This is a genomic window from Nonomuraea sp. NPDC048892, from assembly GCF_040649735.1.
Classification (GTDB): Bacteria; Actinomycetota; Actinomycetes; order Streptosporangiales; family Streptosporangiaceae; genus Nonomuraea; species Nonomuraea maheshkhaliensis.
Map to the genome: position 1 here is coordinate 1 of NZ_JBEZFZ010000016.1, position 12784 is coordinate 12784.

Consider the following 12784-nt stretch of genomic DNA (forward strand, 5'->3'; position numbering starts at 1 on the left):
GTTCTCACCCACGAACGCGATCACCTCGCCCTGCTTGATCTCGACCGAGACACCACTGAGCGCCGGGGACTCGGCTCCCGGGTAGGTGAAGGTGATGTCCTCGGCGGTGATGCGCTCGAAGGAGTCGGGGACGGGCAACGGCCTGGGGCCGGTCAGCCGTTCCTCCGCGTCCTCGCAGAACGTGACGAAGTCGGTGAAGTAGAGACCCTCCTCGTAGAGCTCGTTCGTGGCGTACACCAGATTGCCCAGGGAGTTCTGGGCCGAGCGGATGGCGAGGACCGCGGTGCCGGCCACCGCCAGCGGGATCGCGGCGACGGCGAGCAGGATGCCGAGCGCGACGTAGACCAGGGCGGCGCCTAGACCGCCGAGCGCCTCGCCCACCAGCCTGGCCGTCATCTGCCGCCGGGCCAGGCGCAGCATGACGTCCTGCTCGGCGCGGGCGACGGCGTCGTACACGCGCAGCAGGAAGCCGCGCATCGTGAACGAGCGCACCTCTGCGGCAGGTTCGCGGTCGGCCAGCAGTTCGGCCACGATCCACTTGCGGCGGTGCACGGGGATGAGGGCGTAGAGGGTGGCGTAACGCATCTTGGCGCTGCGGACCAGCGCCCAGGCGTCGGGCAGTACGGCCAGCAGCAGGAGCGGCAGCAGCACCGGGTGCAGCACGCCCAGCACGCCCGCCACGGCGGCGATGCCGACGGCGGCGGTGACCAGGTCGATGGCGCTGCGGACCACCGCGTCGGCCATGGCCACCCCGCGCAGCCTGGCGCGCTGCAGCGCGTCGTGGAAGTCGGGGTCGTCGTAGGCCACCAGGTCGACGCGGCTGGTGAGGCCGTACAGGCGCTCTTCCGTCAGCCGGCTCACCTGCGGGGTGAGGCGGGCCTGCGCCCAGCCCGCGCCCGCCTGCGCCGCCGTGCGCAGCACCGCCGCGCCCGCCACCAGCGCCAGGCTGGGCAGCGCGGCCATGACGCGGTCGGGGGTCGGGCCCTGGCTGAACAGCGCGGTCAGCACCCCCGTGGTGGCCAGCAGGCCGAAGGCGGTGAACACCCCGGTCAGGAGGTTGAGCGAGATCGTCGCCACGGTGTCGCGCGGGCTGGCCCGCCAGGCGGTGCGCATCGCCTGGCCGACGAGCGCGGGCAACCGGCGGGCGATGGTGAGGAAGCCCACCTCGGCGAGCTTGTCCATGTGGGCGTACCAGTCGGAGAAGGAGATCTCGCCGAGTTCGAGCGGCTCATCAGCCATGTCGTGAGTGTTCCCGCCGGCACGGGCTTTCACGTACGCACAAGGGTTTGCATACACAGATCGTCGTATGGACGAACGCCGTTCCATGGCCTGCGCACTTATCTACACATGGCTGCGCCTGTCGCGCTTACATCGTCGAATGGCCATGTCAGCGCATGTGCCGCGGCTCTCTGCACATCTACCGTTCTACGTGTGATCGACCGCACCGCGCGTTCCTCGCCCCTCGCGTCGGGGGCGTCGCGGCCGATCGGTCGGGGACGTCACGCGTCCGCACGGGGCCGGATCTTCTCGGAGGGGTGGGGGTCCGGCCCCGGGCGCGTGACAGCGGGCTCGGGCCGCGCAGGGCTCGAGCCCGCCCTTTCATCCGGCCCCCCTCTTTCTCAAGGCCCCGCCCTTTCTTCGCGCTGAGGCCGGAATATGCGGAGCTGTTACCGCTCATCCCTTGACGCACGGCTGCCGGAAGTGGGTTGATAGCCGTTGTTGACAACGTTGTCAAAATCACCGACTTCGGGGGGCTTCGAAGGGATGGTGTGGGGATGCGACGGTGGTTAGCGGCCGTATCGATCACGATGGTGAGCGTGCTGGGCCTGGCTGCCTGCGGCGGCGGAGGCGGCAGCACCGCGACCGGACAGTCGCCCGCGGCGAGCGGCGGCAAACAGCAGGTTGAGGTCTTCTCGTGGTGGACGGGCCCCGGCGAGGCCGACGGCCTCCAGGCCATGCGGAAGATATTCGAGGAGAAGAATCCGAACTACACCTTCTTCGACGCGGCGGTGGCCGGCGGCTCGGGTGACAAGGCCAAGGCGTTGCTGCAGTCGAAGTTGCAGGCCAGCACCCCGCCCGACACCTTCCAGGGACACGCGGGCGCCGAGTTGCAGGGCTACATCAAGGCAGGCAACCTTGAGGACCTGACCTCCCTCTACGACGAGCTGAAGCTGAAGGACGCCTTCCCCGCGCAGCTCGTCGAGCAGATCAGCGTCGAGGGCAAGATCTACTCCGTGCCGGTGAACATCCACCGCTCCAACGTGCTGTGGTTCAACCCGGCCGTGCTCAAGGACGCGGGGGTGGCCGCGGCGCCGAAGACGATCGAGGAGTTCATCGCGGCGCTGGAGAAGGTCAAGGCCAAGGGCAAGGTCCCGCTGTCCATCGGGTCGGAGTGGACGGTCACCCACCTGATGGAGAGCGTGCTGCTCGGATCTCTCGGCACTGACGCCTACAACGCGCTGTTCAAGCCGGGCGCCAATTGGAACAGCCCCGAGGTGACGAAGGCGCTGGAGAACTTCGCCAAGATCCTGTCGTACGCGGGCGACCCGCAGGACGACTGGCAGCCGGCCGCCAAGCAGGTGGCCGACGGCGACGCGGCGTTCAACATCATGGGCGACTGGGCGTACGGCTACTTCCACAACCCGCCGGAGGGCGGGCTGGGCAAGACGTCGAAGACCGACTTCGACTGGGCGCCGGCTCCCGGCACCGAGGGCACGTACCTGTGGCTGTCCGACAGCTTCACGCTGCCCAAGGGCGCCAAGAACCGGGAGGGTGCGCTGGCCTGGCTCAAGGTCGCGGCCAGCAAGGAGGGGCAGGACGCCTTCAACCCGAAGAAGGGCTCCATCCCCGCCCGCAAGGACGCCGACCAGGCGCTCTACACCGACTACCTGGGCGACGCGCTGAAGGACTGGTCCAGCAACAAGCTGGCCGGCTCCATCCAGCACGGCGTGGCGGTGAACCAGCCGTGGCTGGCCGCGATCAACGAGGCGGTCGGGCTGTTCATCGGCAGCAAGGACATCAAGGCCCTGCAGCAGGGCCTGGCGGACGCGGCCACGGCCAACGCCCAGTAAGTCGGTGAAACCGCAGGATCACTGCAGGATGCGGCGGGCGCCGGTGCGCGCCTGCCGCATCCGTGAGAGGGAATGCTTGTGAGGCGGGCGCGTACGTGGCTGCCCGGACTCCTCCTCGTCACGCCGTCGATCGTGCTGATCGGCGTCTTCGTGTACGGCATGCTCGGCTGGAACTTCCGGGTCGCCATGACCGACCAGCACGATGCCGTGTCCGAGGGGAAGTTCGTCGGGCTGCAGAACTTCGTCGACATCTGGGATCTGCCCCGGTGGCACCTGTCGGTGAACCACGCGATCATGTTCACGGTCGTGTTCGTCCTGGGGGCGCTGCTGCTCGGGTGGCTGCTGGCGTTCCTCATGGAGAAGGGCGTCAGGGGCGAGGGCACCTTCCGCGCGATCTACCTGTTCCCGATGGCCATCTCGTTCGTGGCGACGGGGATCGTGTGGCGGTGGCTGATGAACTCCGGCACCGGGGAGCGGGCGGTCGGGCTCAACCGGCTGTTCGACTGGATCGGGCTGCCGCAGTGGCAGTGGTTCCGGGACCCGGACTGGGGGATGGCCGCGATGGCGCTTCCGGCCATCTGGCAGATGTCCGGATATGTCATGGCACTCTTCCTGGCGGGGTTCCGCGGCGTGCCCGAGGAACTGCGCGAGGCCGCGCGGGTGGACGGCTGCACCGAGTGGGGCGTCTACCGGCACGTGGTGCTGCCCCTGCTCAGGCCGGTCACGCTCTCCGCGCTGATCATCCTGGGGCACATCTCGCTCAAGGTCTTCGACCTCATCGTGGCGGTGTCCGGCAAGCAGATCATCACGGACGTGCCCGCCGTGTTCATGTGGGTGGCGGTGTTCGACTCGAACGACCCGGCGAAGGGGGCCACGATCGCCTCCTACATCGTGCTCAGCGTGGCGATCTTCGTGATCCCGTACCTGGTCTGGTCGGTGCGTAAGGAGAGGCGATCATGACGGCGGTGGCCGGGCGCAGGGCGGCGGTGTTCGGCTGGACGAAGTTCGGCCTGCTGATCCTGTTCGTGTTCGTCTTCCTCATCCCGATCTACGTGCTGCTGGTGACCAGCTTCAAGCCGCTCACCGAGGCCGATCCGGGCCAGGCGTGGAACCTGCCGCAGACGTGGACGACCGAGGCGTGGCGGGTGGCCTGGGAGAAGCTGGCCCCCGGGCTGTGGAACAGCGTGCTGCTGGCGGTGCCCGGGTCCCTGCTGTCGTGCGCGCTGGGCTCCATGAACGGCTACGTGCTGTCCAAGTGGCGCTTCCCCGGGGCGGACGTGCTGTTCACGCTGTTCCTGTTCGGCATGTTCATCCCGTACCAGGGGGTGATGATCCCGCTGGTGCAGCTGCTGGTGTGGGTGGACGAGCAGGCCGGGCTGCAGGGCGTCTTCTACGGCGGCATCCCCGGCCTGGTGCTGGCGCACGTCGTTTACGGCATCCCGATCTGCACGCTGATCTTCCGCAACTACTACGTGACCATCCCCGACGAGCTGATCGAGGCCTCGCGGGTCGACGGGGCCGGGATGTTGCGGGCGTACTGGTCGGTGGTGCTGCCGGTGTCCGCGCCGGCCATCGCCGTGGTCATCATCTGGCAGTTCACCTCGCTCTGGAACGACTTCCTGTTCGCCGTCTTCCTGACCGGGCCGACGAGCTGGCCCACGACCGTGATGCTGAACAACATCGCGGGGGCGCAGGCCACCCCGTACAGCCAGCAGATGGCGGCGGCCATCCTGGCGTCGATCCCCACGATGGTGATCTACGTGGTGCTGGGCCGGTTCTTCATGCGCGGGCTGATGGCGGGGGCACTCAAAGGGTGACCCCACAGCGACCCCCGAGCGCCCCCGCCGCCCCCCTGTCCGGGCCCCTTCAGGGGGTCGCGAGATGGGCGAGTGGCTCGCCGCGTACGTAGCGGGCCACGTCCGCGGCCACGATCGAGGCGGCCTTCATGGCGGTCTCCTTGCTGGCCCCGGCCAGGTGCGGGGTCATGACCAGGTTCGGCGTGGTGAGCAGGCGGGAGCCCGCCGGGATGGGCTCCTCGGGGAAGACGTCGGTCGCCGCGCCGAACAGGTGGCCGGAGTCGAGGGCGTCGCACAGGGCGTCGTAGTCGAGCAGCGCGCCCCTGGCGCAGTTGACCAGGACCGAGCCCCTGGGCATGGCGGCCAGCTCGGCGGCGCCGATCATGCCGGCCGTCTCGGGGGTGGCGCGGGCGTGCAGGGACACGAACCGGGAGCGCCGCAGCAGCTCGGGCAGTTCCACCTTGCCGGGCACGTCCACGTACGGGTCGTGCACGAGCACCTCCGCGCCGAAGCCCTCCAGCATGCGGGCCACGCGGCGGCCGATCGCACCGTAGCCGACCAGGCCGACGGTGCTGCCGTCCAGCTCGGGGCCGACGTTGTCGTAGGTGTAGTAGTCGCCCCGCCACACGCCGCCCGCGAGGTCCGCGTGGGTCTGCGGGATGCGGCGGGTGGCGGCCAGCAGCATCGCCAGGGTGTGCTCGGCGGTGGCGACGGCGTTGCGGCCGGGCGCGTACGTCACCGCGACCCCCGCCTGAGCGGCGGCCTCCAGGTTGGCGTTGACCGGGCCGCCCCGGCTCACGCAGAACAGCCGCAGGTCGGGGGAGGAGTCCAGGACGCGCTTGGTCAGCGGCGCCATCTGGGTCACGCACACCTCGACGCCGCGCAGCGCCTCGATCAGCTCGTCCTCCACGTCGGAGGCCTCGTCCACCTCCCCCACCCGGCCGAACGGCTGCACCGGCCACGGCAGCGTCAGCTCGCTGATGTCCACCTCACCGGGGACCTCGCGTCTGAGAGCGTCGCCGAACAGGCTGTTGCGGACGAAGTGATCGCCGGCGGCAAGGATCCGGATGGTCAACGAACGGCTCCAATCGGGGAGTTGTACTGCAGCAGCGCCACCCGGCCGGCCTTCAGGCGCAGCTCGGTCAGGGCGCAGTTGTCCAGGCGCGGGAACAGCCGCCGATACTCGCCGAGCGGCACCCCGATGAGCCGGCACAGGCTCAGCCTGATGGCCGTCGTGTGCGCGACCACCAGGACGCGTCCGCCGGGATGCGCTGCGGCGATGTCGTGCAGCGCGCCGGCGAAGCGGGCGGCGGCCTCGTGCGGGTCCTCGCCGTTCGGCAGCGGGTTCGCGGCGGGGTCGGCCTCGAAAGCGGCGCGGGCCTTGGGGAAGCGGGCCGCCATCTCGGCCGAGGTGAGGCCCTCGCCCTGGCCGAAGTCCAGCTCGCGGAGCCGGGCGTCGGTCCGTACCGGCAGTCCGGCCCGGTCGGCGGCGGCCTGCGCGGTGATGCGGGCCCGGCCGAGCGTGGAGGCCCACACGGCGGCCAGGCCCGCGCCCGCGGCCCATCCGGCGAGCTGAGCGGCCTGCTCGTGGCCGCGCGGGGTCAGCTCGATGTCGCTGATGCCCGCGTAGCGGTTCTCGGCGTGCCAGACGGTCTCGCCGTGACGGACGAGCACGAGGTCGGTCATGAGGGGGTCCTCTCGCGGACGAGCGTGGCCCCGGTCGTGAGGCCGGTCATAGGGCCGGTCGTGGGGCCGGTCATGGGGCCGGTCGTGGGGCCGGTCATGGGGTGGCCCGCTCGCGGGCGTGTGCGGCGGCCTCGGGGTCGAGCCAGCCGCGCCGCTCCAGCTCGGTGACGAAACGCACGTACGCCTCGCCCAGCGAGGCCCCTGACGGCTCGACCACGGCCCGGGTCCTGATCATGCGGGCCGGGTCGCCGCCCGCCAGCACGGCCATGCCCAGCGCGGGCTCGGCGTTCTCCCGCAGCGTCACCGGGCGCTCCAGGACGTCAGCCCTGAGCTGGGTCCAGTACGCGCTCCTGGTGGCCCCGCCGGTCAGGATGATCTCGCCGTCCACCGGGGCGCCGAGCAGGTCGAGGTAGTCGAAGCAGAGCCGCTCGACGAAGGCCGCCCCGAGCAGGATCGCGGCGTACCGCTCGACGTCGTCGGCCGGCTCCCCGAGCGTGAACGACTCGGCGTCCGGCGCGGCGAAGGGGAACCGCTCACCCCGCGAGACGAGCGGATAGGTGACGACCGGCGGCCCGCTCGGGAGGCTCGCGCCCGAGACACCCGCGCCTGGGGAGCTCGCGCCGGGGACGCCCGGGTTCGCGGCGCGGCCGGACGGGCGGCGGGTCGTGTGGTGGGGCTGGGGACCGTAGCGGGTGGCGGCCTGGGCGCTCAGGGCGTCGAGGTCGCGGCCGGGCAGGTCGCGGGTCAGGACGCCCGCGCCCGTGCTGGACGCCCCGCCGGGCAGCCACGAGCCGTCGGGGGCGCGGTGGGAGTACACGACGCCCAGCGGGTCGTGGATCAGCTCCTTCGTGACCCCCTTGAGCACCAGCGTCGTGCCCAGCACCGAGTTCCAGCTGCCCACCTGCCGCGCGCCCGCGCCGAGCTGGGCCGCGCAGCCGTCCGTGGTGCCGGCGATCACCGGGGTGCCCTCGGGCAGGCCGGTCTCCTCGGCCGCCGCCGCGCACACCTCGCCCAGGCGGGCGCCAGGACGTACGACGTCGGGCAGCATCTCCGCGGGCACCCCGAGCGCGTCGAACACCTCCGCCGGCCAGCGCTCGCCGATCAGATCGACACCGGTCTTGAGCGCGTTGCTCATGTCGGTGGCCACCTCGCGCCCCACCAGACGGCGGTTGACGAAGTCGCTCTGGTGGGCCAGGCGGGCGCCGGCGGGAGCGCCGGGCAGCAGCCACAGCAGCTTCGGCAGCCCCCAGTTGGGCTGCATGCGCCGGTAGCCGAGCCGTTCCCACACGGCCGCGCCCGCCTCGTTCGCCCGGTCCGCGTCGGCGCGGCGGTCGTCGTACATGAGGGCAGGGGTGAGAGCCCGGCCCGAGGGGTCGGTGAGGAGGATCGTTCCAGAGGTCGCGTCCACCGCGACGCCCTCGACCCGCTCGCCGGCCGGCACGCCGCGCAGCGCCTCGCGGGTCGCCGCGGCCAGCTCGCGCCACCACTGCTCGGGGTCCTGCTCGTGGCGGGGGCCGTCGCGGTGGCTGGTCAGGGGGCGGCTCGCGGCGCCCACTACCCGCCCTTCGCCGGTGACGGCCAGGGCGCGCACGCTCTGCGTGCCGAGGTCGATGCCGATCCACACGCTCATGTACGGCCTCTCATCGCGCCGAGCAGCGGCCAGGTGCCCGCGTTGTTCGCGCGCAAGGTCAGGAAGTCCGCGAACAGCCGGTCGTAGAAGGCTCGCCGCGCGGGGTCGGGCTCGACCGCCTCGCGCAGCCGTACGTGCTGCCCGGCCGCCGCGGCGATGGACGGCGCGGCGCCCGTGGCGGCCAGCCCGACCAGGTAGGCCCCGCGCGCCCCCACCTCGGTGTCGGCCGAGCGCCGCACGGGCAGCCCGGTGACGTCGGCGATGAGCGCGAGCCAGGTGGCGCTGGCCGAGCCGCCTCCGCACACCCGCAGCTCCGTGGGCGCGGCTCCGGTGGCGGTGAGGCAGTCGCGGATGACCATGGTGAGCCCCTCCAGCACGGCCCTGGCGACGTGCTCGCGGCCGTGCTCGAACGACATGCCGAGCAGCGATCCCCTGGCCAGCGGGTCGGAGAAGGGCGCCCGCTCACCGGCGGGCGACAGGTAAGGCAGGAACGCCAGCCCGCCCGCCCCCGGCTCGCTCTCCAGCGCCAGCTCGCCCAGGTCGGCCGGGCCGCCCAGCCCGAGCAGGCGGCACGTCCACTGCACCACCTCGGTGCCGGCGAACGTGGGGAAGGCCCGCAGGTAGCCGCCGGGCAGCGCGATGGTGATGCCGGTCGGCGCGCCGTCCAGGTCGGGGGCGTCCACGACGACCTCGGTGCACAGCGTGGTGCCGAGGATGCCGCACGCCTGCCCCGCCGACACCGCTCCCGAGCCCAGCGCGGTCGAGGCGATGTCGTACGGGGCCATGACGACCGGCGTCCCCGCGGCCAGGCCGAGCGCGGCGGCGGCCTCGCGGGTCAGCTCGGCGACCGGGCACGGCCGGACCGGGGGCAGCAGCCGTTCGGCCTGCTCCAGGCCGAACATGGCCAGCAGCTCCGGCGCGTAGGCCCGCGTCCGCAGGTCCATGAACGGCGCCGACGCGTCGGACTCGTCGGCCACCACCTCGCCGGTGAGCCGGGAGAAGATCCAGCCGCCGCAGGTCAGGTTCGCATGAGAGCGGGCGAGCCGGTCGGGGTCGTGGGCGCGCAGCCAGGTGAGGATGGCGTGCGGGAGCCCGGAGGCCGCGGCGGAGCCGTTGCGCCGGAAGGCGGCCTCGGCCAGCCCGTCGCGCGTCCAGGCGTCCACGTACGAGGCGGCCCTGGCGTCGTTCCAGAGGATCGCGGGGCCGGTCGGCCGGCCGGCGGCGTCCACCAGCCAGCAGCCGTCGCCCTGGGCCGTGACCGCCACCAGGTCGGCGCCGCCCACCTGGGCGGCGACCTCGCGCACGGTGGCCGTGACCGCGTCCCAGACCGCGCCCATGTCCTGCTCGGCGTGGCCGGGAGCGGGCCTGGACACGACGGTCTCGCGCCGGGCCACGGCCGTCTCCGCGCCGGAGGAGTCGTACCCGACGGCCTTGATGACCGTCGTGCCCGCGTCCACGCAGATGATCGCCATCAGGCCCTGCCGTGGGACGTTCGCGACCGGCGTGAGACGGAGTCGACGATCACGGCGAGCAGCAGCACGGCTCCCGTGACCACGAACCTGATCGAGGAGTCGAGGTTGAGCAGGGTCAGGCCGCTGGAGATGGACTGGATGACGATGATCCCGAGCAGCGCGCCGAACGCGGTGCCGCGCCCGCCGAACAGGCTCGTCCCGCCGATCACGGCCGCCGCGATGGCGTTGAGGTTGACGTCGCCCGCGCCGCTGCTCTGGTTGGCCGCCGCCAGCCGGGCCGCGGCCAGGATGCCGCCGACCGCGGCGAACGTCGAGCAGAGCACGAACACGGAGGTGAAGATCGCCTTGACGTTGATGCCGGCCCGGCGCGCGGCCTCCACGTTGCCGCCCACGGCGTAGACCGCGCGGCCCCACTTCGTCCGCGACAGCAGGTAGTGCATGATCAGCACGAGCGCCACGAAGAAGACGAACATCCAGCCCACGCCGCGCGTCTGGCCCAGGTACCAGACCACGAAGGCCAGCACCACCAGCAGCGCCACGCTCCTGACGACCAGCGTCGACAGGCTCTTGGCCGACAGCCCGGCCTTGCGCCGCTCCTGGGCGTGCAGGTAGCCGCTGAGGAACAGCCAGGCGGAGGCGATCACGGCGAACGCGTACGACAGCGGGGCCGGGACGAAGTCGAGCTGGGCGAAGTTCACCAGCCCCGAGTCGAACGGCAGGTTGATCGACCCCTTGGTGCCCAGCACGTACAGCTGGAGCCCGAGGAAGGCGAGCAGGCCGGCCAGCGTGATGACGAAGCTGGGCACCCCGAACCGGTTGAACAGCTGCCCGTACAGCCAGCCGATGACCGCGCCCATGAGGACCGAGGCCAGGACGGCCACCCAGACCGGCAGCCCCTCGCTCACGAACAGCACGGCCAGCACCGCGCCCGACAGCCCGCTGACCGAGCCGACGGACAGGTCGATCTGGCCCACCAGCAGCACGCACACGATGCCGAGCGCGATCACGCCGACGGCGGCCGATTCGAGGGTGAGGTTCACCAGGTTCGCGCTGGACAGGAAGATCGGGTTGAGCGCCTGGAACACCGACCAGATGACGATGAGCCCGACGACGACCGGGATGACTCCCAGATCGCCGCCACGGGCCCGCTCGACCACGTCGGTGATCGCGCCGCGCCATCCGTCACGGTTCTTCAACCGCTCGTCCTGGCGGTCGGTGGTCACGGCGCTCACTGCTGCCCCCTCTGGTTGCGGCGGGACACCACGTTGTCCGTGGCACCGGTGATGGCGGCGATGATGTCCTCGGTGGAGACCTGGTCCACCGCGAACACCCCGTTGTTGCGGCCGAGCCGCAGCACCGCCACGGTGTCGGCGACGGCCTTCACGTCCGCCATGTTGTGGCTGATCATGATGACGCCCAGCCCGTTCTCACGCAGCCGCTCGACCAGGTTGAGCACCTCGGCCGTCTGGGCCACGCCGAGCGCGGCGGTGGGCTCGTCGAGGATGATGACCTTCGGGTCGCCCAGCAGCGACCTGGCGATGGCCACCGTCTGCCGCTGGCCGCCCGACAGGGCCGCCACCGGCACCCGCACGCTCGGGATCTTGGCGGAGAGCTGGCGCAGCAGTTCCCACGAGCGGGTCTCCATGGCCACGTCGTTCAGCCGGAGCGGGCGGATCTCCTGTCCGAGGAAGAGGTTCTGGATCACGTCGAGGTTCTCGCAGAGCGCCAGGTCCTGGAAGACGGTGGCGATGCCGAGCTTGTGGGCGGCGGCCGGCGTCGGGATCTCCACCTCACGGCCCTCGAACGTGATCGTGCCCGAGTCGGGCGGATGCACCCCCGACAGGATTTTGACCAGCGTGGACTTGCCCGCGCCGTTGTCGCCCACGACGGCGACGACCTGGCCGGCCGCGACGTCGAGCTCGATGTCGGTGAGCGCGGCTACGGCGCCGAAGGTCTTGTTGATGCCGCGCAGCGACAGGACGGTCATCGGATGCTCCTACTTGATGCCGAGCTCTTCGCAGCCCTTGGCGTACGCGCCCGTACACACGTCGGCGGCCTTCATGATGCCGCTGTCGAACAGCACTTCCTTGGTGTTCTCCTTGGTCACGACCGTGGGGACGAACAGCTCGGAGGGCGTCTCGTAGAGCGTGGTCTTGCCGGCGGGCTTCTTGCCCTGCATGAATTCCCAGGCCACGTTGGCCGAAGCCTCGGCGACGATCTTGATGGGCTTGGAGATCGTGTTGTACTGGTCGCCGTTGATGATGCGCTGCGCGGCGGCGATCTCGGCGTCGTTGCCGGTGACCGGCGGCACCTTCACGCCCGCGGCCTTGAACGCGGCGATCGCCCCGCCGCCGGTGCCGTCGTTGGCCGCGACCACGCCGACGATCTGGTCCTTGAACTGGGTGATCTGGCCGCTGACCCAGGTCTGGGCCTTCTCCGGCTGCCAGTCGGGGGTGTCGTACTCGGCGAGCAGCTTGAACCCGCTCGGGTCGACCGCGCTGTGGATGCCCTTCTTGATCAGCTGGGCCGCCGCGTCGGTCGGGGAGCCGTTGACCTGGAGGATGCCGCCCTCGGCCTTCTCAGCCTTGAGGTGGTCCACGAGGGACTGGGCGATCAGCGAGCCGATCTTCTCGTTGTCGAACGAGATGTAGTAGTCGGCGGGCGTGGCCGGGATGGGCCGGTCGTAGGCGATGATCGGCACCTGCTGTGCCTGGGCCGACTTGACGATGGTGGCCGCGGCGGCGGAGTCGACCGGGTCGATCACGATCGCCTTGACGCCCTGGGCGAGCGCGGAATTGGCCTGTTGCTGCTGCTTGGCCGCGTCGGAGTCGGCGTTCTGGTAGATGACCTCGCAGGTCGGGCAGAGCTGCTTCATCTTGGCCTCGAACAGCGGCTTGTCCTGCAGCTCGTATCGGGTCGAGGCGAGGTCGGGCATGAGGAAGGCGACCTTGGCGTTCTGCAGGTCGCCGCCACCGCCGGCGGTGGTGCTCCCGCCGCTGCCGCCGGAGCTTGCGCCGCACGCGGCCAGCACCGAGCTTGCGAGCACTGCTGCCACGGCGAACGCGGAGGTCCGCATCTTAGCTCTGTTCACGGGTGTTCCTTAGGTTCTTTGACGCTCGCTGGCCCCCG

General features: G+C 71.2%; 11 protein-coding genes. 3 read left to right on the forward strand and 8 right to left on the reverse strand.

What is annotated here, in order from left to right; genetic code table 11:
• Positions 1-1239: ABC transporter ATP-binding protein (locus tag AB0C28_RS37790; protein ID WP_358080312.1), on the reverse strand; the 1239-nt coding region annotated here is incomplete at its 3' end.
• A 536-nt stretch (positions 1240-1775) separates the two neighbouring features.
• Here AB0C28_RS37790 and AB0C28_RS37795 point away from each other — a divergent pair.
• The 3 genes from AB0C28_RS37795 (at position 1776) to AB0C28_RS37805 (ending at position 4888) form a co-directional block, all read left to right on the forward strand.
• Positions 1776-3071: an extracellular solute-binding protein gene (locus AB0C28_RS37795; RefSeq protein ID WP_357848347.1), complete on the forward strand. Its 1296-nt coding sequence runs from the start codon at positions 1776-1778 to the stop codon at positions 3069-3071.
• Between the two features lie 72 nt (positions 3072-3143).
• Positions 3144-4031 (forward strand): sugar ABC transporter permease, encoded by an 888-nt coding sequence (locus tag AB0C28_RS37800; RefSeq protein ID WP_346115384.1) that lies wholly within the window; start codon positions 3144-3146, stop codon positions 4029-4031.
• Complete coding sequence (locus AB0C28_RS37805) at positions 4028-4888, forward strand: carbohydrate ABC transporter permease (protein WP_346115385.1); 861 nt, start codon at positions 4028-4030, stop codon at positions 4886-4888. Before AB0C28_RS37800 ends, AB0C28_RS37805 begins: the two co-directional genes overlap by 4 nt.
• A 49-nt stretch (positions 4889-4937) precedes the next feature.
• Here the strand turns inward: AB0C28_RS37805 and AB0C28_RS37810 are convergent, their stop codons facing one another.
• The 7 genes from AB0C28_RS37810 to AB0C28_RS37840 form a co-directional block, all read right to left on the reverse strand.
• The gene (locus tag AB0C28_RS37810) at positions 4938-5936 is read right to left on the reverse strand and encodes a 2-hydroxyacid dehydrogenase (protein ID WP_358080404.1); all 999 of its coding nucleotides are present in this window, start codon (positions 5934-5936) and stop codon (positions 4938-4940) included.
• Between the two features lie 2 nt (positions 5937-5938).
• Positions 5939-6553 carry a histidine phosphatase family protein gene (locus tag AB0C28_RS37815; protein WP_358080313.1) on the reverse strand — a complete coding sequence of 205 codons (615 nt, stop codon included), beginning with the start codon at positions 6551-6553 and terminating at the stop codon, positions 5939-5941.
• A gap of 94 nt (positions 6554-6647) precedes the next feature.
• Positions 6648-8183, reverse strand: a complete 1536-nt coding sequence (locus AB0C28_RS37820; RefSeq protein WP_358080314.1) for an FGGY family carbohydrate kinase — start codon at positions 8181-8183, stop codon at positions 6648-6650.
• Complete coding sequence (locus tag AB0C28_RS37825) at positions 8180-9655, reverse strand: FGGY-family carbohydrate kinase (protein ID WP_357848338.1); 1476 nt, start codon at positions 9653-9655, stop codon at positions 8180-8182. Before AB0C28_RS37825 ends, AB0C28_RS37820 begins: the two co-directional genes overlap by 4 nt.
• A complete protein-coding gene (locus tag AB0C28_RS37830; RefSeq protein WP_358080315.1) occupies positions 9655-10887 on the reverse strand; it encodes a sugar ABC transporter permease in 1233 nt (410 codons plus the stop codon). Before AB0C28_RS37830 ends, AB0C28_RS37825 begins: the two co-directional genes overlap by 1 nt.
• Complete coding sequence (locus AB0C28_RS37835) at positions 10884-11642, reverse strand: ATP-binding cassette domain-containing protein (RefSeq protein ID WP_357848334.1); 759 nt, start codon at positions 11640-11642, stop codon at positions 10884-10886. Before AB0C28_RS37835 ends, AB0C28_RS37830 begins: the two co-directional genes overlap by 4 nt.
• A 9-nt stretch (positions 11643-11651) precedes the next feature.
• Entirely contained in the window at positions 11652-12746 is a 1095-nt protein-coding gene (locus AB0C28_RS37840) for a sugar ABC transporter substrate-binding protein (protein ID WP_358080316.1), read from the reverse strand.
• Positions 12747-12784 lie beyond the last annotated feature (38 nt).